We start from the raw sequence: 21,204 nt of genomic DNA, 5'->3' as shown, positions 1-21,204 counted from the left end.
AATACCCGCTTTACTTTGAAAAAAATTCAGTTACACTCGGATCGCTGGTAAAGGTTACAGCGGTTAATTCTGCCTATGCAATCTCGATGACACTTCTGATAAAACCTCTAGTTTATTCGCTCGTCATGGCCTGTATCTTTCACCACTATACCGATTTGGCTTATGCCGCCAATGACAATTCAACTAATAATTTTGGAGGTTAGCTATGGCTACCACAACTGGCCGCGTTAAGTGGTTTAACGAGAAAAAAGGTTTCGGTTTTATCGAAAGAGAAGGTGGAGATGACGTTTTTGTTCATTTTCGCGCTATTCAGAGCCCAGGTTTCAAAACCTTGGCAGAAGGACAAGAAGTAGAATTTGAAGTAGAAGACGGACAAAAAGGCCCTCAGGCCGTTAACGTTAACATTCGTTGATCCGTCACGATAGCGGCGTCATTCGCCGCTATCGCTTATTCGATTTATTTTTATTACGTCTTTATGACAATAAAGACAAAGACACTGCTTTTCCTTTCGTAACACAAACTCCATAGCGCTTTAGATCAATTCAAATACTCATCTATTTGTATCTGCCTGGTAGAGATAAATTGCCTTATCTCAGCAAATCCAATGGCGCCATAACTGTCCGCTTCTCTATTTCAAAAATGCATTTGAATTGACACGTAGTTGGATAATTTTCGGAGCCTCTCCCTCTAGCACAAGACCCATTCTTACCTGCGCGTCTCCCTCTTCGTATTTAGCTAATATTAAATAATCACAACGATTGACAGAACCCACACCAGCGTATGCAAATGCAGAGCATCCTTCCCAACTTAGCTCACCAATCGATGTCAGAGAGCCTAAGTTATTAAAATATTCAAACAGCTGAATTGATTCATCTTCCGCAACCGACTCAAGCCATAGCTGACTTAAATGGGGTTTCGCTTGCGTGTAACTCCAGGGGTTTTGCGTCGTTAAAAACTGATTGGCGAAGGGCTCCGCTTTGCCATCAAACTCGCTATACAGTGTGCCGGTTTTGACTCCAGCCCAGATTAACAAAGCGATGATCAACAACATTAGCGAACCAAATACGATGAGAATAATTTTGAGCGCTTTCATAAAACCAGACTTTTTATTATGTGCGCCCGCAACTGTTGTTGTTTCGCTTGGCCGATAAGGATCTTGCTCCATAACTTCCTCGTTTATTTTTTATGATTTCCCAAAGCTTGAATATGCTTTAGTCGATTTTAAGGGTTTCGTTGTTAAATCGAGTCTTAGAAAAAATTTGCAATGCACGACGCAAGTTATGGCGCCATACTTGATCGAAGCTTTATTCCCCAGCGACCATCTTCTTTCGTCAAAATATACAATGAATCAAAACGCGAGATAACAGTCCCGTCTTCTCGATAACGTACAAATTCAGTATCGACATGTACTTTTGTATCTGACATATGAATGATATTACGACGCAACCAGGCACTGTGATGCCACTCTGCCCCAATAGCTTTCTTTAACGACTCTCCAGAACGTCCACTGGGGGCCTCGAGTATATTCATTTTGCCGCTGGCATACCGATAATGCGGAAATTGATAGGTGCTCTCCATGGCCGCAACATCCATCCGGTTGAAAGTCTCCATAAAAACATCAAGAACCTCCATCACCGCGACTTTAATGTCTTCTTGTTGATGTTTTGGCGACTCGTCTTGTGCTTGTGCGCCGACACAAAACAACGACATCATGCCGATTAACACTGTCGCTTTAATGATTTTTTTAGCCGCTAAGAAGACATACATAAGATCACTACCTTTTTACATTTTTATTCCGAGAACTGCCGGACTGAGCGTTTCCGACGAAAGCATCCCATAATGCCAAGTTCCCCACTTCAATCAACTCTAATTCGATCAACTCTAATTCAATTCACTTCATTAATTTTTAACTCATAAATATCAGCCATACAAATAGTCATATGAATATTTGATTGATCCTGCAAAATTTGGCGCCGTGGGATACACATGTCCATACGCTTCTATACGCTCATTCGATTGAGTTTTCGCGCTTAGTTGATATTCTTAGCGGCCGGAATTTAATAATAAATACGGGAGCTTGTTATGAATAAATCCTGCACACGCCAATCCCAACATTCACTAGGCACTAAAACTATGAACATTTCGATACGAATCATCGCGATCACCAGCTGTCTTTCATTACTGTCGCTATCAAGCGCTAGCAATGCAGCGGAAAAAGACAAGGCATATGTCGCCCCTAAAACGGAATACGGTCACCCTGATTTACGGGGTGTATGGAACTTTAGTTCAAATACGCCGCTCGAACGGCCCAGCCAATATGCGGATAAGGAATTTTTAACAAAAGAAGAAGTCGCAAAAATTGAAGCGCAAATTATTGCGCGTTCCGAAGCATCCGACGGTGCAGATACCGGTCGTGGTGTCGGCGGCTACAATCAAGTTTGGGTTGAAAGTCTCGCTCAAGGCGAAAACTTACGGACATCACTGATTGTCGATCCGCCGAATGGTCGCATGCCAAAAATGGTTCCTGGCGCCGTTGTTCAACGCGGTGGGCTTGGACCCGACACTCCCGGAGAAAGACCAGTACGTTTTCGTGTTGGCGGAATCGCAAAGAACGGCCCGGAAGATAGAGGTTTATCAGAGCGCTGTTTGATGGGTTTTAATTCTGGCCCCCCGTTTATGCCCAGCATGTACAACAATAATCTGCAGATTTTTCAAAATGGCGATCATGTTGTCTTGATGACAGAAATGATTCACGACGCACGTATCGTTCCCATTGATGATCGCCCACACCTTGGTGATGAATTGACGCAGTGGAGTGGTGATTCACGTGGCCGTTGGGATGGAGATACCCTCGTCGTCGAAACCAGAAACTTTACGGATAAAACACAAACATTTCGCAGCGCTGGCGTGGCATCAAACATGAAACTCACCGAGCGTTTTACTCGCGTCGCAGACGATCGAGTGGAATACAGCTTCACGATCGATGATCCCACGACCTTTACCGCACCATTTACAGTTTTGGTGCCGATGGTGCCAGCGGATGGAATTTTCGAATATGCCTGCCACGAAGGAAACTACGGAATGCACAACATCCTCGCTGGTGAAAGAAAAGCTGAGCAAGACGCACAGTAATTTAATTATTCTGAACGGTTTTATGTTTTATAAAACCGTTCAGATTGCACATTTCGGATACAAAAATAAATCGAAAATAAAATGTATTAAAACGTAATTAAAAAAAGGTATCGTGAATGAAGATTCAATTTTTACAAGCTTGCCGGACACAATTTAAAGCAGTCTGCGTAAGCACTACTTTCATTTTTGTCGCATTAGCAACGTTTAACGTTAATGCACAAGTCGCCCGCACACCGGACGGCAAACCTGATATCAATGGCATCTGGCAAGCTATGGGGTCAGCGCACTGGAACTTAGAAGCTCACAATGCTTCCGCAGGCCCAGTCCCCTCTCTTGGTGCCATTGGCGCAATACCTGGCGGTCTCGGTGTTGTAGAAGGTGGGAAAATCCCTTACAAGCCTGAAGCACTAAAACGCAAACAAGAAAACCAAGCGAATTGGTTAGAGTTAGATCCGGTCGCAAAATGTTTTTTACCTGGCGTTCCTCGCGCGACATATTTACCCCACCCATTTCAAATTATTCAATCTCCCGGCACGATGTTAATCACCTATGAATTTGCGGGTGCCGATCGCATCGTCCATATGGATAAAGCTGATTTCGCAGCCCCTGTTGAAAGCTGGATGGGACACAATCTCGGTCACTGGGAAGGCGATACTCTCGTCATTAAGGTAACCGATCAACGCGAAGAGACTTGGTTTGACAGTGCCGGTAATTACCATGGCTACGAATTGGTCGTCGAAGAACGTTACACTCCAGCAGGCCCAAATGTGTTGATGTATGAAGCGACTATTACCGACCCAGAGTTCTACACCAAGCCATGGAAGATCAGCATGCCGCTCTATCGTCGTCTAGACCAAAACATGCAACTGCTCGATTTTAAATGTGTTGAATTTGTCGAAGAAAAACTTTACGGCCATCTACGCAAGAAAAAAGCCGAGTAATTTGTCCGAGGCCGGTACCAACCGGCCTCTTCTCTCCCATACAGCATCAACTAGCACCTTCCTTATTGACGCCATCTTTTATTCACCCAATTAGACTGGCATCGAAAATCTCAAAACGAGATTAAACGCCGCTATAAAGTTCTAGTTCCCGCCCCGATCTTCCAAAATGTGAATTCACATAAGAACTAACATCAGAAATTGAAAGCTACTTCTAGTCATCAACGTAAAGAATTGATAGAGTTAGCACCGCCTATTTAATGGACTGGATTCGCGAATCTCAATTTTGTGAAATTCATCACGAATGAAGATAGCTCAGGTGAGCGAATCAAAATAAGCAATAATAAAATAAATCGAAAAATAAAAAGATGCGCCTATTAATTAAGCGCTTTGAATTAAGCCAGCAGTGTACTGGTGATTTTTCTCATCGATATTGGTCCCATCAATATTATTAACAGTGTGTACCGAACAGCTTTATTTAAAACCTGAACATTAAGCGGGATGCTTTATGCACATTAGTTATCAAATTTAATTCCTAGCAAATTATAGATTTAAAGAATAGAAAATATTTTTGCTTATCTATTCGCAAAATTTTTCGTCAATGCGGACGTTAAAAGCGGCTCATATCGCTTTACCGTTAATTTTTTGTAATCACATTGACCAGCAAAACTAAAAAATATTCGGCTTTGCTATTTTCGGCAATTAAGTGCGCCAATAACGGTTATTTTTATCCAGGGGACTGTCTAATGAATCAGACTAAAATTTTTCGTTTAATCTCGCTTTTGCTCACGGCATGGATACTAAATGCTTGCGGCGGCTCTTCTTCGGAAGACGTTCAAGCGTGCATCGATATGGCTAAAGATGGCTTACGACCTATTGCAGAAGATCGTTCCGATCGCTTTCTTGGCAAAGTTGCCGAGGAAACCGCTCGATGCCGAGGTGGAGAAAAAGCAGTAGCGCAACGAGACACGCCCTGGGTGGATTGGTCAAACAACTGGGCCGCAGGCGATGCGAGCACAAAAAAAGAAGGCGCTGAAGCGATCACCAAAATTGGCGAGCACTTGAAACCCAACGGCCGTGGTATTGATGGTTCGCTCATGGATCTTGAGTACCAACGGATTGAACTCATCAAATTTAATTTATTTGATAACTACACTTACGAGACTTATATCAAGGGTATTGGCGGCACTCCAGGGTCCAGCGTAAAAGTGTGGGATGAAATGCGCCTCGATAGTGATCACCCCAACTATGTTGAGGTAGGCGGCGCAGCGCCCCAACTCTGCGAAGATGAACTGATTCGCTATCGAACCTTAACCGGAATTTGTAATGATATTTACAATCCCAAAATGGGCTCAACCGGAACTGATTTTGCGCGCAATGCGCAATTCGAATCCACATTTCCGAGACTCGCTAGAACTGAACTGACTGCTGCTCGACACAGTGATGCCGACAACGGCAAACGCATCGATTTACTTACGCCAGACCCGCAATTAATTAGTCGTAAACTTTTTACCCGAAACCAAGACGCAGACAACGGCTGCAATCAAGGTTTAGGTGCTGAAAATTATTCAGCCGATGCAAATTGTGATTATCAAAAAGCGCCATTTTTTAACGTATTGGCTGCATTTTGGATTCAGTTTATGACCCATGACTGGTTTTCACATTTGGAAGAAGGCCGGAATAAACCAGGTTTAATGAATCTCGGCTGTGATTCTCAAGAAGCCAAAGATCTTGGCTGCCGACCCGGCGACAAAATGGAATCAGCCTTGTTTTCACAGGACAGTGAACCAGAAACCTTTGAACACGATGGCAAAAAATACGAAAAACGCTCACTAAAAACTGCCAGCAATACCGTTACGGCGTGGTGGGATGCATCACAAATTTACGGTTACGATTCAACATCAGTACAACGGGTTATTCGTGACGAAAACGATAACGCAAAATTAAAACAACCCGAGGGCTATCTACCACTGTTCGATAGTTGCGACCCAAACTGCCCCATCCAGCCCCAGTGGCAAGGGCAAGAAGCCACAGCATTCCCAGACAATTGGAACATTGGTTTAAGCTTCTATCACAATATTTTTGTTCGCGAACATAATAGTTTTGTTGATCGGTTTAGAAAATTACAAGAACAAACACCGGATAGAGATTCAGGTTTACGTGATCCATCACAACCCGAAAATATCATTACTTACAGCCAAGTCAGCGACGAGCAAATTTATCAAGCGGGCCGATTAGTGGTTAGTGCGATGATTGCAAAAATTCATACCATTGAATGGACTACCCAATTACTCTACGACGAACCCATGTATCGGGCAATGAACTCAAATTGGTTCGGTTTATTTAATCAAGATGAAGATGATGTATCGAAAGTATTGCGTCGGATTTTTGGCGAAGATAAAAATGTCTTTAGTCGCTACTCGAGCAAGATAGCTCGCTGGTTAGGCCGATCCGATCCCGCCGATCGAAATAGCGGCGACACCAACAATGCCATCTATTCCGTACTCGCTTCGGGTGCCGGCATTTTCGGATTAAACAATACTCACCCTGATGGCCATCTCTGGTGGAAATATGACGGTTGGGATATTACCAACCCGGCGGATGTGAACGGCGGTATTAATCATTTCGGTTCGCCCTTTAATTTTCCTGAAGAATTTACCACGGTATATCGATTACATCCTTTATTGCCGGATCTCATTGAGTTTCGAGATTATCAAGATCCCAATAACATCGAACTGAAAATTCCGGTCATCGACACCGTACGTGGCGCAGCAAGTGCGCAAATGCAAGACCGTGGAATTGAAAATTGGGCCTTAAGTATGGGGCGGCAACGTTTGGGCTTATTGCATTTGCAAAATCATCCTCAATTTTTGCAAAACTTACCGATGCCCCATATCGATTCTGAAACCAAACAAATCGACGTTATTGCATTAGATATCATTCGCGATCGTGAACACGGCGTGCCGCGCTTCAATGAATTCCGTCGCCAGATAGGGCTTAAATCGTTGCGGCGCTTTGACGACTTTGTTGATCAACGTCTACCCGTCGATTCCGCCACACGTAAACAACAACAAGAAACCATCGTTAAACTCCGCGAAGTCTATGGGACTCATACCTGCGATATTAATAAAATCATTACTGAAACTCAGCGCGATGAGAACGGTGAATTACTAAATGACTGCTTAGGCTTCCCAGATAAAACCGTCGTCGACAATATTGAAGATGTTGATACGATTGTCGGTTGGTTAGCGGAATACACCCGGCCTCACGGTTTCGCGATATCTGAAACGCAATTTCATATATTTATTATCAATGCTTCACGACGTTTATTTAGCGATCGATTTTTCACCTCCAGTTTTCGTCCAGAGTTTTATTCTCATCTCGGCTACGATTGGGTATTAAACAACGGTCCTCTGGACGATTGTCCCTATGCCTTAACTGAATCCAAAGATGGCTCGATGCAATGCAACGAACCCGAAGAATCCAACGAGCATCTAATTCCCGTTTCTCCCATGAAGCGTGTAATGATGCGCAACATTCCCGAACTGCGTGAAGAGCTAATGCATGTCGTCAATGTGTTTGACCCATGGGCGAGAGATCGCGGGGAATATTATTCTTTAGATTGGAAACCACGAGAAGGTGCGGAAAACGATCCTGCATTTAAATAGTGTCGAACTTAGCTAGCTATTAAACCTTATAAAGGCTACAAGGAATTTAATTATGGAGTCGGTGACAACGGAAAATCAACATATAGTAATGTCTGCGCGAAGGCATGCTAGGCAATTTAATAAAATGAAACGCCGCCTAGGAACCTTGCCATTTTTAATAACGAGTCTATTGTTCGTGGCCTGTAGTAATGATCCTAAGTTAGCGCTAGGAGAAGAAAAATCTACCAGTGACGAACCAGAAATTACCGACAAAATGATTGAAGCGATTAAAACCATTAGCCTTAACGATGCAGAAGACGGCTTGGTAAAACGCGTCAACCAAGGCAAGAGCCTCGCTTGTTTAAAGGGGGATTTTACCGTTTCCGAAGGATTACCTGAAAAATTAAAGCAGGGGATTTTCGCTACAACGACTACTTATCCCGCGATGGTTCGTTTTGCCAACGCGAGCAGCGATGATGATAGCAAAAAAGATTTTCGTGGTATGTCGATTAAATTAAATGGCGTAGAGGGTTCTAGTCTTTGGGGTAAGGATGGCGAACTCGATTTTACACTCAACAGTTATCCCGCTTTATTTGCCGCAAACCCTGATGAATTTCTATCTTTCCTCGAAGCCAATGCCTCGGGAGGGATTTGGAAATTTTTCATCAACCCGCTTAATTGGGATTCCGCTGCATTGCTAATCACCGGCCGTGCAGAAATTAGCAGCCCTTTTGATATCCGCTATTGGAGCACAACACCTTACCGATTCGGCCCAGACCAATCAGTTGCGGTTAAGTACTCTGTTAAACCCTGCTCGACCGCTAAGAGCGACACGCCAGATAATGATCATGAAGATTTCTTCCAAGATACAATGGCGGCACATTTAGATAGCGCTAATGTTTGTTTTGATTTCATGGTTCAATTTCAAATTGACCCAATCACAATGCCGATTGAAAACGCCTCTGTCGAATGGGATGAAGAAGAATCGCCTTTCTTAACAGTCGCAACACTGGTTATTTCAAACCAAGATTTTCAAGAAAAAGAAACAATGCTCGCTTGTGAAAAAGCCACGTTTAATCCTTGGCAAACCCTCGCTGAGCATAAGCCTATTGGAGGAATTAACAGAGTACGCCGAGCGGTTTACTCTGAATCCGGCGAATTTCGTAACCAACAGAATCAAGAAAAATAGGTTTTATTAATTATCGTTGATAAAAATTAATTCAAGGGGCAAGACAGTATGATTATTAACAGTACGGTTAAGGGTTGGCTCGATTTATCACGAGAGGAATTGGACGAAATTTATAAAAATGCACAGCCCGGCGACATACCCAGTGGCGATACACGCGGCACCGCAATCGTCACTGGCTCGTTATTCTCTAAATCTTTAGCAGGCTTTGCGCGCTTATTTGCTTGGCAAGGCAAAGTCTTTGATTTGTTTCCGCCCGATTATAAACAGGGCATTCTTATTAACAAGATTTCCGCGTTTAGCTTAACGTTTATCGTCGCCAAGGTTTATAAAGACAAAAGCTGGATGGACGGCAAAGAAACCATCGTCATCGATTATTCAAAAACGTCATTCTTCGCTAAGAAAATTCGTGATGAAATTCGTGAGGTCGAGCCTGGCGTCTATCTTGGTAAAGTGTGGTTTGGTAAAACTCGTATTCTCGATTTTGCGCTGACTTATCACCAAGCGAGATAATTTTCCTGGCGACTTAATTTTTCCTAGTGACTTAACTTTTCCTAGCGACAAGCAATTTGATCCACTTATAGTTGGTCCATTTATAAGAGAAGTATCATGATTCCACAGTCAACATTTATGGTCTGCGCAGAAATTCTTGAAGACAAGATAGAACCACTGCGCGCGCTGTTGGCAACCATGAATACAGCTCCCGGACTTGTCGACACGAAGAATCCCCTTATCCCGTTTGCCCAATTTAATAAACTACATGTCGCGCGCTTGGTTATTGTTGAACATAACACCATGGATGAAATAGGGCCTTATGAACTACCTAAGCGACCTTGGCCAGTAAGCCTATTTCTTCTCGGCGATTGCGATGGCCCTTACCAAGCTTTTCTCGCTGAGCTGGCAGTGAGAGCCGCGCCGGGTTTACGAAAAATTTTCGCCCACTGCAAAAACTTTAATGCAGACAAAGATATTTTGCTCGCTTGGATGCTGGAACGAAATGTAAAACCTGCGGCGAATTACATAAATTGGCTCGGGCGAACAGTTACTCAAATTCATGAAGAAGCCGAACTCCATCTAGCACTGAAACATCAATTACAAATTCAACTAGAAAAAGACGGGGAGTTAACGTCGCCTGACTTACCCTTGCGAGAGCTACATCAGTCACTACGTAACCACGTCTTAACTGAAATCGAAGCGGGACGTTTAAGTCTAAAGCCCACCCCAAAAACGCCCTGGTGTTGGCGCATTAAAAACACGCTGCATTTACTGGCAGTACCCATAGTTTTATTACTGCTCGCTCCAATCGTTCTTATTCTTTCCCCATTTTATTTGATCGAATTACGTCGACTCGAACGTAGTGATCCTGAAAGTACTGTTATGCCAAACAGAAAGGATCTCGACAAACTAGCGGAAGCAGAAGATCAGTTGGTCACCAATCAATTCAGTGCCTTTGGTGATGTTAAGCCCGGCCGGTTTCGTCGTTACACCATCGTGGTACTTTTGTTTTTATTAAACTATGCCGCTCGACACATCTATCGCCGCGGTTATTTAACTCGCGTACGCTCAATTCATTTTGCCCGCTGGGTGTTGCTCGATGATAAAACCCGGGTGTTTTTTGCCAGCAATTACGACAGCAGTCTCGAAAGTTACATGGATGACTTTATTAATAAAGTCGCCTGGGGTTTAAATTTAGTTTTCAGCAATGGAGTGGGTTATCCCTCGACACGCTGGCTCTTAAAAGATGGCGCAGAGCAAGAGCAAAAATTCAAACGCTATCTAGGCCGGCGACGGCTACATTCTGATGTCTGGTATAAGGCTTATCCTGATCTTACTAATATCGACCTGGCAAGAAATACCCGCATTCGTCGCGGATTAGACGGCGGTGATTTTAAAAATGAAGATGAACTTCGACAATGGTTTTCTTTAATTTAGTCACAGTGCAATTTTGGATGAAATTTCAATTTAACCGCAAGGTTCATTTGATAACGTAAAAATATCTGAGCGAGAACAGTAATGCCTTTAAAGCCTGATTTAGACCTAAAAGATCTACAAGGAATTATCCGTTTCGCTCACGGAAAAATGACGGCAGCGCGATTTTTGTTACTGAATATTAAAGATCGATCGTTAGCAAAACAGTGGCTAGAAACCGCGCCGATCACCACGGCAGAAACTGTTTCGCCGATACCTGAATCCGCACTTCATATTGCGTTTACTGCCAGTGGTTTAACAACTTTAGGCTTGAATCCCGAGATTATAGAAAATTTTTCTGAGGAATTTGTTTCCGGAATGACAGCGAAAAACCGCGCACGGCGTTTAGGCGACACTGGTGCGAACGATCCAGCACATTGGCAATGGGGTAGCTCGGAACACAACACTCCCCATATTTTGCTTTTGCTGTATACCACGCCTGAACACCTTGAATCTTGGCACAGCGAAATTACCGGCGATAACTTTAATCAGGCTTTTAATCTTCTCAATAGTTTAGACAGTAACAATATTGTCGACGCCGAACCTTTTGGCTTTGCCGACGGCATCAGTCAGCCCGCAATCGATTGGCAACAGGAACAAAGCACCGACAGCCATAACCGTGATGCCTATTCAAACTTATTGGCACTTGGCGAAGTAGTGCTGGGTTATCCAAATGAGTACGGTGAGTTTACCGCCCGCCCACTAATACCGGCAGATGCGCGTCACGCTAACTTGTTGCCCGATGCAGCAGATCAAATTGGTCTTAAAGATTTAGGGCGCAATGGTAGTTACTTAGTGTTTCGACAGCTCGAACAAGATGTCCACGGCTTTTGGCAATTTATCGAAAAAAGCGCCGAGGGTGATTTATTTGAGGCGGACCAACTCGCCGCGGCAATGGTGGGCCGCAATCGTGATGGCTCACCTTTAGTCGACTTATCTCCTCAACACATTCCTGGCACCCACGAAAACACACGAGAGAAAAATAACTTTAACTATGATGAGGATCCAAAAGGCATCGCGTGCCCAATTGCCTCACACGTTCGTCGATCAAATCCTCGCACCGGCGATTTCCCTCCCGACACCTCGACTTTCCTACAGCGCATATTGCGCATTCTAGGGTTTCGTGGAAAACATAATCACGATGATCTCGTTGCCTCTACTCGCTTTCATCGCATACTTCGTCGCGGCCGCCAATACGGCTCCACTATTTCTCTTGAGGAAGCTAGACAAATACCGACTGATTCAAACCAAGGTGAACGAGGCCTACATTTTATTTGTTTATCTGGGAGCATCGCTAGGCAATTTGAATTTGTGCAAAATGCCTGGATCGCCAATAGCACGTTTAACGCACTACAAAATGAAGGCGATCCCTTGTTAGGAAACCGCGAAGCCTTAGCCGGAGGAACACCAACAGATAATTTTTCCCGCCAACAGGCTAGTGGGCCACGACAATGCATAAAAGGAATGCCGCAGTTTGTTACCGTGCGCGGTGGAGCTTACTTCTTCTTACCGGGACTAAGCGCCTTAAAATTTATTATTGCAAACTCAAACGATAACAATTCTATTTAGACACAGAATAATTTTGAACATATTTAATCCCGACACTAAAAGGAACTAAGCGATGCTGCTGCGTAAAATCCATCAAGGCATGGAAGCACTCCTCCATTTGGAAAGACGCTTAGAACCCTTCTTTCGCCCTACTTTGAATAACTTGACCCGCGAACCCGCCGCGCGCTTGCTGCAATTTTTAATCAATGTGCGCAGAAAAAATGAAGGCCTAGGGCTTGCGGAAGAAAAACTTTTTGAATACGAAGAAGAAAGCCTCAACGATATTATTAGTTTAATGGCCGATCAGATGCGTGGGCATTTTAAACCCGGTCAGTATGAACGAGGTGGCAATACCAAAACTCACGGTATTGTGAGAGCGACTATTACCGTTCGCGATGACCTACCCGAACATATGCAGAAAGGAATTTTTTCGAGCGTGCGATCTTACCCTGCTTACATTCGATTTTCAGGGCCGGGGCCAGATGTACCTGCAGACATGCGTGACGTGGGTTTCACCAGCATGGCGTTAAAAATTATGGACGTGCCTGGAGAAAAAATATTTGACGATGAAAAGTTTACTCAAGACTTCCCCGCTATTTGCACACCGACTTTCGTAACACCGGATACCCGTTCAAACGCCAGGCTCCAGTACTGGAGCTTGATCGACATGCCCATCTATTATTTTCTTGATCCTAGAGATTCTCATATCCTTGATTTCCTGATGCAGGCACTATGGAACGAAACGCAGTACAACCCTTTGGGGCATCGCTTTTGGAGTTGCGTTCCATATCTACTCGGTGAAGGGCAAGCGATGCAATACTCCTTCTACCCCAAAACTGAGGTCATAAAAACAATTCCTGGCGTCCCCTTCGGTCAAGTCCCTTTCAATTACCTGCGAGAAAATATGGTAAAGACTTTAGCCGAGAAAGATGTTGAATTCGATTTTTTAGTTCAAGTGCAAACCGACCCTCACCGCATGCCAATTGAAAATGCCGCAGTCCGCTGGCCAGAAAAACTTTCGCCCTTCATACCGGCGGCAACTATTCATATTCCAAAACAAAAATTTGATTCGCCGGCTCAATTTGAATTCGGAAAACGTTTGTCAATTAATCCCTGGCATGGACTCCCTGATCATCGCCCACTCGGCAACCAAAACCGAGCGCGCAAACGGATGTACCATGAATTATCTAAGTTTCGACAGGAAGTAAACCAGACGCCTCATATGGAACCTGATGGCAGTGAGGTGTTTGAATGATTTTTTTTAGATGGTTCGATGTTAGTAGCTAAGGTTATCGAAAAACAATTAGAACCAAAGTGTAAGTCCCGTATCTACTCGCGCATGAGATCCTCGATAAACAGAATCCTCAGTTAGAGGTTTTCCCAACTCGCAATAAAAAGACATCTTCTCGTTAAACCAGCGAGCGCCCAAACCTACTGACCCGACACTGGTAGATTCCTTTCGATAATTATCTCGAACTTTACCAGCGCCGTAATATAAATAAGGTACCCAACGAGATGACAGCAGAGATAGATTAACTCCTCGCGCCAACTCCACTTTAAAACCTGCACCGGAGTCCCCGCTCCATTCACCAAACTCATAAGCCGGAGCAACTGAATTACTGGCAGCAACAAATCGCTGGGAGTAGGGTAAATAATCATTAGAATACTGCGCAGAAAAATCAATTGTTAACGAGGTATTTTCCGTAATATCAAGGTTATGTATAAGCTCCATGGTATACCTCGAAAAATCGAGTTCGATATCTGAGTTAGCGACAACTCCAACGAGTTCAGAACCCATAGTATCCAGCCCTTTGCCGAAACCTAACTTCCAATAATTTGAACTTTTATTCGATAAATTCCGCTGCCAATACGCAAGCTCGACGATATTCAACGTTTCTTCTAAATCTGTCGTTGTATTTCGCCGCTCTAATTGTTGATTGATATAGTTCGCATAAAAATACTTGGCAGTATTCGCAGCCTCCGCTACATTTACTTGCCACTTTAATGAAATAAATGTTTGATCATAAATCGTATCTTTAATACCCGAGTCATATTTATAACGAACACGAGATCTATTGGTGTTTAGGTTAACTTCGTTGTTTGAATTTAACTCATAGTTAAACCCAGCTCCCAAGCTGCGGTAACCATTACCGTCAAGCGAATCGAAAGTATTTAGATAGATTGAATTAAAACCCGGTAATTGCTCGACAAATTGAATCTCTGCAAATACTGTTTCGCGCCCTAAGCTATTATTTCCACTATTCGACAAGGTGAGCGACGAACTAATGTCACCGGTCAACTGAACAGCTATATCAAATCCACGCGCTGGCTGAGTCAACTCAGTGTACGAAAGCTCTACTCCTACACCCAATCGGTTTTCGAGACTTGAAACCAAATAGTTTATTGCACTACTACTCACCAAGTTGCTGCCAATCAAAGTATTTAAATAGCTATTCGCTTTCGTTCGAGTATCGCTTCTACCTCCGTTTACTCTAAAAGATAGAAGAATAGGCTCAGATATCTTTACCGAAAATATATTGTCGAATTGAGGGTGGGACTCGACAAATACTTGCGGTGAAAAATAACCATTTTTAAGATAATGGTTCACAATCCCTTCTTCTAATAGAGCTAGATTTTTTTCAGTCGCGCTAGAACCAATTAAGTCAAAGTAACTCATCATCAGATTCTGGGCGGGAAAAGCAGTCGCGTTTTCCGTAACCACACCAGAAATCATTGAATAGCCTCTCGAATTATTTATTTCTGACATAGAAAACTGACTGATCATTACCATGATCAGAAATAACAAATAAGAGTTTTTGTTTTTTTTCATATATAACTTAACAAACTACTTTAACTTTTTTTGTAGGCCATTGATCCATAAGCTTATGGAAATTAATTAGCGATATGGTGTTTTATAGAATAAAAATATTGATTAAAAAAATATTTTTAATTTCAGATTAAAAAACAATGGTAACCGTTTTTGTAACGACTTTCGCTGTCATTGGGCTTGTAAAATGTGCACTTGATCACAGTAAAATTTACAATCGTCTAAATGTAAGCAACAATGGCAAGCTACTTAAAAACTGTGATATTCCCAAAGTTCAATTTTGTTAACTTACTTATATCTATTTCATTAATTTCTAAATTGGGTCGATGTACATGCTTACTGGAATAAAAACAAACTACTTTTCTTGGGTCTCTAATTATTGTAGATACCTTTCTATTTTTTTGCTTATTCTTGCAAGCTGTTTTTCTATCCAAATATCAGCTGATACAGATACGAAATTTAATATCGATTTTTTACATGGCAAAGTTGAGTTTCGATTTAGCGCCAATGAAGAATGGCGATTACTTTCTAATGAAATTGATTTAAAACTGCCAGTTGAGATCAGAACAGCACAAGAAAGTGACTTAAGTTTGACGCAAGGTGAATCAAATTTTCAGATACGGGAAAATACACATATAGAATTATCGACGAGCGGCGTTCGCACAATTGGCTTAGTCGACAAAGTTAAGCATTGGATTGGCACTGTTATATATAAAATAGAACGTGATCCAAACGAGTTCGTTGTTGAGACTCCTTACTTGGCGGCCACAGTTAAAGGCACCCGCTTTGTCATCGTAGGCGATGACAATACCTCTATCGTTACCTTGCAAGAAGGTTCACTTGAAATCAAAGAACTAAGATCCGGTCAAATTCAAATGATGTTACCCGGCGATGTTATCCGAGCGAAATCGGCGGAAGCGACTCCTGATTCCTTTGCGGGACCAGACAACGACCAGCAGGCGGAATCCAACTCAAGCAGTGATTCCAGTTCATTAGAAAACTTAAGTAGGATTCAGACTAAGCCAACAGACTCAAACCCTAATCAATCCTCTGCGCCATCACTCGACACACTCGCATCAGAAAATATTGGCCGCGGCAAAAACAACCTTCCAAATCGGTCAACGTCAAATATTGGCTCAAATAACTCGGCCGATAATCTTCGCGGCATTTCCTCCGCTGTAAGAGCACAACAAGCACAAAACTCCAGATCTTCGTTGACCAATGGAAATAATGGCAACAACGGCAACAACGGCAACAACGGGAACAACGGCAACAACGGGAACAACGGCAACAACGGGAACAACGGCAACAACGGCAACAACGGCAACAACGGCAACAACGGCAACAACGGCAACAACGGGAACAACGGGAACAACGGGAACAACGGGAACAACGGGAACAACGGGAACACTAATTAGGCTAATATTACTGTCAATACCACTTACTAACGTTTCGAGGTTTTTAGTTGAGCCAAGTAGATTTAGGGAAGAATAAGAAAAGCAGGAAAAAATTCTTGCTGAATGCGCTGGCGATTTTTTTAGTCCTTATTAGCTATTCTAGCGGACTTCTAGATCGATTCGATTTCACCTTATGGGACAACTTCCTAAAATTGCAGCAACGGACAATCGCGTCCGACATCGTGATCGTCGAAGTCGACGCCAAAAGTATCGAAGCGATTAATACCTGGCCTTGGTCTCGGAACATTTACGCTGCCGTCGCCGATAAATTTAGCAAAGCTAAGGTTAATTCTGTTTTTATTGATATTGATTTTAGTTCATATTCGAATGATAGCGATTCGGATGCAAACCTAGCTCGGGCATTTTCTGATCTGTCTGAGACGACTACTCTGCGCTTACCCACTTTTCTTCAATCAGAATCTAGCCGCACTAACAACCTCGTTCTTCGTAGACCTATATCCGAATTCGTTGCCGATGAATTAGTGTCAGTTAATATTAAACCGAGCAGTGATGGCCTAGTTCGCTTCGTTAATCATTCGATTACTTGGAACGGAGAATCGTATAACAGTTCCTGGAATGCAATATCCGGAAAAAACATTCAGTCAACTTGGATAGATTATTCAATTGGTATTGAATCATTCGAATTTATTTCTGTTGCAGATTTGTTATCAGAGAATTTTGAGCTGGCGCGGCTTAGTGGTAAAGATGTCTTACTTGGAGCAACCGCCATTGAGTTGGGAGATATTATCGCGGTGCCGGTCTATCAAAACGTTCCAGGGATAGTACTCCATGGGCTGGCTATCGAGACGCTACAACAAGGCGGACTTTACAAATTATCAATGCCGATATCGATTCTCTTGTTACTTCTTATCGGAATTTTTGCACGCATAATTTTCGAAAAAAATAACTGGTTAGGCGGATTGATACTGGGGTCAGTGGGTTTGCTCATACTCTTGCCGGTTGCATATTTTTTCTATCACCAATTTAACTTAATACTCCCGCTTTTTCCGGTTGTTCTCATCCTTAGTACGGTATATATCACAAGCACGATTATTAAGCTGGATTCGACATTGATTCAGAAAGTTTGGCTGCAAGTCGCCTTTTCTAATCAGAAAAAGTTTATTGACAGCATCTTTTCGATTTCTAACGAGTGTATTTTAACAATAAATGCTAAGGGTTTAGTTTTATCCGCAAATCAGAAAAGCCAAGATATCTTCGGTTTTTCGATGGAGGAATTAGTCGGACATAGTATGTCTGAATTTATCCCAATGGCTGATCAAGAGTTATGGCTACGTAGTAGCGAGCCCTTCGATACGAATATACTCACAAAAAGTCACGATACTTTGCCCGTAGAAATCTGCATAAGTCCTATTGAATCTAGCGCGGATACAATTTATACCGTCGCTATCCGAGACATGAGCGAGCGATATGAACGAGAAGCGAAACTCGCCTTTGCTCTCGATTATGATGAGTTAACCCAAGTTTTCAATCGAGATAAATTTTTTAATTTATCCGATAGGGTTTTGGCATCCAGTAGCATTTGCTTCCTGATTAAAATAGATGTCGATTATTTTAATGAAATCAATTCGATCTATGGCCACGAAATCGGCGACGAAATATTACGGGTCATCTCGGGAAGACTCATCGAGCCATTAAACGGCGAAAGCAATATCGGACGCGTGGGTAAAAATGAATTTGCAATTCTCCTCTCCAACTTACACAAAGAAGAGGTGTCAGATCTGGTCAGTCGCTTGATCACAATCGTAAATCGCCCCCTCCTTATCCAAGATCAATCTATAGAGGTGTTCTGCCATATCGGGGTTGCTTCTAACAAAAACGATAAAATTAATATTGAGCAATTGCTAGGTCAAGCGAACAAAGCGCTAATACTTGCACGAACACGAGGGCTAGAATCAGAATGGATTGAGCAAGACGACGATACGACTTATCCACATAGATTAGTTGTCCTTGGAAAAATTCGTCAATCTCTTCGAAAGTCTGATTTTTCTATCGCATTTCAGCCAAAAATAAATCTCGAAAGTTCAGCATTTGTTGGTTGTGAAGTACTGCTTCGAACACCAGACTACTGGGATAATTCAATTACGATATCGTCTTTAATAGAAAATGCAGAGAAAACTAATCTTATTTCACCATTAACACTGTTTACCATTGATAGAACCTTGGAGATTGAAAAAGAATGGCAAACTGAAAAGCTTCCCCGTAATATTTCCATAAATATTTCAATCGGGCTTTTATCGAACAACAAATTTTTCTCTGAACTACTAAAACGTATTGATAACTCGCTTGGCTATTTCCGTTTCATATTTGAGATTACCGAAACCTCCCTAAATACTAACTGGAATAATTCCTTAAGTAACATCAAAAGACTTAGACAGAGGAATATTGAAATATCCATTGACGATTTTGGAACAGGATATTCATCCTTAAGCTATCTGAAAAATTTAGAGGCCTCGGAACTTAAAATTGATATGAGTTTCATTACCGGAATACATGACGATAAAAACAATCAAGCAATCATACGCTCAACCATCAAGATGGCACATGAACTAGGCCTTAGAGTCGTCGCTGAAGGGGTTGAATCATCACTCGAACGGGAGTTCTTATCGGCGTGTAATTGTGATTTAGGCCAAGGCTATCATTTTGCAAAGCCCATGTCCTTTGAGAAACTGCGTGCCTGGGTACGAGCGGAAACTGCATCAAACATAGTGCAGTGGCCATTTGATAAAAATAGATAATCATTAACAAGCGCTATATCAATGAGTTGACTTCGCGCCAACTAAACTGGCGGATCTACTCGTTCAGTACTCGAAGTATTTAGCCGAAACCAGCCTGCGATAGAATAGCGGTCATTTTTAGAAACCAACACTTCATGAGGAAAGTCCTCGCTCAAAAATAATACCAGAGTACCAAAGATCGGATTAACGCGAACGGAGCTCGCGCCATTATCATCTGTGTATATCACCAACTCCCCGCCATCGCCGAATTGCCAATTCGGATTTAAATAAGTTACCAGAGACAATACTCGGTTCGATTCACCTTTAAATGCATCGCGATGAGTTTTATAAAAGTCGCCCTCGCCGTAATGAGAAAAATGACTTTCAAAGGAAAACAAACCCAATAATAAACGGCGGTTAAGGTGTTGCTGCAATGAAGCGCTCCAGTCAATCCATGTGCTCCCCGCGACCGAATTCCCCGTAATCCAACAAATCTCGTCGGTCCGGACAAATTTATTAACGGCTTGATCACGTTCACGCCCGATACCCGCGTCTCGGAATTTATAGGTCGGCATAGCTTGCAAATGCTCCCAAAGCAAACTCGCCAAGGCTGGGGGCAAAGCGTTGTGTTGCACGCTGTAGCCTTTCTCAAGAATATCGTCGGAAATATTATCGAATAGAGATGACTCGTCACCAGAGCCAGTACCTGAACCAAAAGATTGCAACGCTAGTTTATGCATCGGATAGATATCTCAAAAATTTCGGAAATTAAGTTCAGAGAGGCAAACAGGATTAAGCGGCAAAGCTACCGAGAAAGCAAACAATTTTAGCGGAGTGTACTAACCTCACAAATACCTAAATGTTGCTTAAGCCTGAGATTGACTGCGGAACTGTCAAACCACTTGGCCCAATTCAAAAATAGGCGAGTATGCCGCCCATAAAAAAATAGTAAATATTATCGAAGAAAGGACTGTATTTACTCGCGAAAATATATTTAAAAAACACAATATTCTGTACTGGAACACTGCGCCTAACCAAACCAAAAGCGGTAGCAAGCTTAACAGTCCTAACCAGTAGAAAATTGGATGAATATTGATTACGAAAACAGTTAAGCCAGATAATGGCGTATTAAAAGAAGCAAATGTCTCCACGAATTCAGGCAGTGCCTTATGTGGAATTCCGTATAAAAACGCCGGGAAAAACGACATCAGAGTACACAATATTTTTTGCGATCTTCGCAGGTCGGTAGGTTCAAATTGATTTACTTCCGAGCCAGGTGAATTATAAATATCCGTCATAGTTTGATCTTCTCGGTTTCAAGAAATGTAGATTATTTATTTTATTCGCATATACATACCCGACGAACCAGGCATCTGCGACAATGTAAATCCAAATTTCTCATAAAAGTGTGGCGTACCATGGTCAGCCATCAAGCTAACATAAGCGGTACTCGGCGCATAGGTATTAAGATATCCAACCAGAGCTTCCATAATCATTGCACCAATCCCTTTCTTTTGATGTTCTGGTATTACAGCGATATCCGTAATCTCATAGAAGCAACCACCATCACCAATAATCCGACCAATACCTATCGCCTGCTCTTCAGCATATACAACAACAGCATAAATGCTATTGGGTAAACCTCGCTCCGCAGCTTCAATAGACTTTCTTGATAGACCAGCTTTTACGCGAATATCAATATAGTTTTCAACGCTGGGGATTTCTGCTTTTAACGTATACGGCATAAATACAATTCCATCTTTATT

16 protein-coding genes are annotated in these 21,204 nt (G+C 42.5%); 11 read left to right on the top strand and 5 right to left on the bottom strand.

Going from position 1 to position 21,204, the window contains the following annotated elements:
• The first annotated feature begins 205 nt into the window (after window positions 1-205).
• Entirely contained in the window at window positions 206-412 is a 207-nt protein-coding gene (locus ACYUCY_RS03850; RefSeq protein WP_460225144.1) for a cold-shock protein, read from the top strand.
• A 216-nt stretch (window positions 413-628) separates the two neighbouring features.
• Here the strand turns inward: ACYUCY_RS03850 and ACYUCY_RS03845 are convergent, their stop codons facing one another.
• The gene (locus tag ACYUCY_RS03845) at window positions 629-1,165 is read right to left on the bottom strand and encodes a hypothetical protein (protein WP_460225143.1); all 537 of its coding nucleotides are present in this window, start codon (window positions 1,163-1,165) and stop codon (window positions 629-631) included.
• 113 nt (window positions 1,166-1,278) lie between these two features.
• Window positions 1,279-1,767, bottom strand: coding sequence for a hypothetical protein (locus ACYUCY_RS03840; protein WP_460225142.1), 489 nt, complete (start codon window positions 1,765-1,767; stop codon window positions 1,279-1,281).
• Window positions 1,768-2,133: 366 nt separating this feature from the next.
• Here ACYUCY_RS03840 and ACYUCY_RS03835 point away from each other — a divergent pair, with 366 nt between their 5' ends.
• From ACYUCY_RS03835 to ACYUCY_RS03800, 8 genes are all read left to right on the top strand, one after another.
• Window positions 2,134-3,132, top strand: a complete 999-nt coding sequence (locus ACYUCY_RS03835; protein ID WP_460225141.1) for a hypothetical protein — start codon at window positions 2,134-2,136, stop codon at window positions 3,130-3,132.
• A 116-nt stretch (window positions 3,133-3,248) separates the two neighbouring features.
• Window positions 3,249-4,073: a hypothetical protein gene (locus ACYUCY_RS03830; protein ID WP_460225140.1), complete on the top strand. Its 825-nt coding sequence runs from the start codon at window positions 3,249-3,251 to the stop codon at window positions 4,071-4,073.
• Between the two features lie 743 nt (window positions 4,074-4,816).
• Window positions 4,817-7,738, top strand: coding sequence for a peroxidase family protein (locus ACYUCY_RS03825; RefSeq protein ID WP_460225139.1), 2,922 nt, complete (start codon window positions 4,817-4,819; stop codon window positions 7,736-7,738).
• Between the two features lie 124 nt (window positions 7,739-7,862).
• Window positions 7,863-8,906, top strand: coding sequence for a catalase family protein (locus tag ACYUCY_RS03820; protein WP_460225138.1), 1,044 nt, complete (start codon window positions 7,863-7,865; stop codon window positions 8,904-8,906).
• A 48-nt stretch (window positions 8,907-8,954) separates the two neighbouring features.
• The gene (locus tag ACYUCY_RS03815; RefSeq protein WP_460225137.1) at window positions 8,955-9,416 is read left to right on the top strand and encodes a hypothetical protein; all 462 of its coding nucleotides are present in this window, start codon (window positions 8,955-8,957) and stop codon (window positions 9,414-9,416) included.
• A 96-nt stretch (window positions 9,417-9,512) separates the two neighbouring features.
• On the top strand, window positions 9,513-10,835 hold the full coding sequence (locus tag ACYUCY_RS03810; RefSeq protein ID WP_460225136.1) for a hypothetical protein: 1,323 nt from the start codon (window positions 9,513-9,515) through the stop codon (window positions 10,833-10,835).
• Between the two features lie 81 nt (window positions 10,836-10,916).
• Window positions 10,917-12,440, top strand: coding sequence for a Dyp-type peroxidase (locus ACYUCY_RS03805; protein WP_460225135.1), 1,524 nt, complete (start codon window positions 10,917-10,919; stop codon window positions 12,438-12,440).
• A gap of 52 nt (window positions 12,441-12,492) precedes the next feature.
• Window positions 12,493-13,674, top strand: a complete 1,182-nt coding sequence (locus ACYUCY_RS03800; protein ID WP_460225134.1) for a catalase family protein — start codon at window positions 12,493-12,495, stop codon at window positions 13,672-13,674.
• Between the two features lie 48 nt (window positions 13,675-13,722).
• On the opposite strand, the gene ACYUCY_RS03795 is transcribed toward ACYUCY_RS03800, so the two are convergent.
• Window positions 13,723-15,249 (bottom strand): ShlB/FhaC/HecB family protein, encoded by a 1,527-nt coding sequence (locus tag ACYUCY_RS03795; protein ID WP_460225133.1) that lies wholly within the window; start codon window positions 15,247-15,249, stop codon window positions 13,723-13,725.
• A gap of 329 nt (window positions 15,250-15,578) precedes the next feature.
• On the opposite strand from ACYUCY_RS03795, the gene ACYUCY_RS03790 reads away from it, so the two are divergent.
• Together ACYUCY_RS03790 and ACYUCY_RS03785 are read left to right on the top strand one after the other, a co-directional pair.
• Complete coding sequence (locus ACYUCY_RS03790) at window positions 15,579-16,664, top strand: FecR domain-containing protein (RefSeq protein ID WP_460225132.1); 1,086 nt, start codon at window positions 15,579-15,581, stop codon at window positions 16,662-16,664.
• 47 nt (window positions 16,665-16,711) lie between these two features.
• Complete coding sequence (locus ACYUCY_RS03785) at window positions 16,712-19,459, top strand: EAL domain-containing protein (RefSeq protein ID WP_460225131.1); 2,748 nt, start codon at window positions 16,712-16,714, stop codon at window positions 19,457-19,459.
• A 41-nt stretch (window positions 19,460-19,500) separates the two neighbouring features.
• On the opposite strand, the gene ACYUCY_RS03780 is transcribed toward ACYUCY_RS03785, so the two are convergent.
• Together ACYUCY_RS03780 and ACYUCY_RS03775 are read right to left on the bottom strand one after the other, a co-directional pair.
• Window positions 19,501-20,178: a 2OG-Fe(II) oxygenase gene (locus ACYUCY_RS03780; RefSeq protein WP_460225130.1), complete on the bottom strand. Its 678-nt coding sequence runs from the start codon at window positions 20,176-20,178 to the stop codon at window positions 19,501-19,503.
• A 594-nt stretch (window positions 20,179-20,772) separates the two neighbouring features.
• Entirely contained in the window at window positions 20,773-21,183 is a 411-nt protein-coding gene (locus tag ACYUCY_RS03775) for a GNAT family N-acetyltransferase (RefSeq protein ID WP_460225129.1), read from the bottom strand.
• Between the last annotated feature and the right edge of the window lie 21 nt (window positions 21,184-21,204).

Source organism: Aurantivibrio infirmus (assembly GCF_054767315.1).
This window is presented reverse-complemented; position numbering and strand designations above follow the sequence as displayed.

Excerpts from the sequence above, each read along its gene's own strand:
- ACYUCY_RS03820 (WP_460225138.1), top strand. The coding sequence starts at position 7,863 with ATGAAACGCCGCCTAGGAACCTTGCCATTTTTAATAACGAGTCTATTG.
- ACYUCY_RS03835 (WP_460225141.1), top strand. The coding sequence starts at position 2,134 with ATGAACATTTCGATACGAATCATCGCGATCACCAGCTGTCTTTCATTA.
- ACYUCY_RS03805 (WP_460225135.1), top strand. The coding sequence starts at position 10,917 with ATGCCTTTAAAGCCTGATTTAGACCTAAAAGATCTACAAGGAATTATC.
- ACYUCY_RS03825 (WP_460225139.1), top strand. The coding sequence starts at position 4,817 with ATGAATCAGACTAAAATTTTTCGTTTAATCTCGCTTTTGCTCACGGCA.
- ACYUCY_RS03780 (WP_460225130.1), bottom strand. The coding sequence starts at position 20,178 with ATGCATAAACTAGCGTTGCAATCTTTTGGTTCAGGTACTGGCTCTGGT.
- ACYUCY_RS03840 (WP_460225142.1), bottom strand. The coding sequence starts at position 1,767 with ATGTATGTCTTCTTAGCGGCTAAAAAAATCATTAAAGCGACAGTGTTA.
- ACYUCY_RS03850 (WP_460225144.1), top strand. The coding sequence starts at position 206 with ATGGCTACCACAACTGGCCGCGTTAAGTGGTTTAACGAGAAAAAAGGT.
- ACYUCY_RS03775 (WP_460225129.1), bottom strand. The coding sequence starts at position 21,183 with ATGCCGTATACGTTAAAAGCAGAAATCCCCAGCGTTGAAAACTATATT.
- ACYUCY_RS03815 (WP_460225137.1), top strand. The coding sequence starts at position 8,955 with ATGATTATTAACAGTACGGTTAAGGGTTGGCTCGATTTATCACGAGAG.
- ACYUCY_RS03800 (WP_460225134.1), top strand. The coding sequence starts at position 12,493 with ATGCTGCTGCGTAAAATCCATCAAGGCATGGAAGCACTCCTCCATTTG.
- ACYUCY_RS03830 (WP_460225140.1), top strand. The coding sequence starts at position 3,249 with ATGAAGATTCAATTTTTACAAGCTTGCCGGACACAATTTAAAGCAGTC.
- ACYUCY_RS03795 (WP_460225133.1), bottom strand. The coding sequence starts at position 15,249 with ATGAAAAAAAACAAAAACTCTTATTTGTTATTTCTGATCATGGTAATG.
- ACYUCY_RS03845 (WP_460225143.1), bottom strand. The coding sequence starts at position 1,165 with ATGGAGCAAGATCCTTATCGGCCAAGCGAAACAACAACAGTTGCGGGC.
- ACYUCY_RS03810 (WP_460225136.1), top strand. The coding sequence starts at position 9,513 with ATGATTCCACAGTCAACATTTATGGTCTGCGCAGAAATTCTTGAAGAC.
- ACYUCY_RS03790 (WP_460225132.1), top strand. The coding sequence starts at position 15,579 with ATGCTTACTGGAATAAAAACAAACTACTTTTCTTGGGTCTCTAATTAT.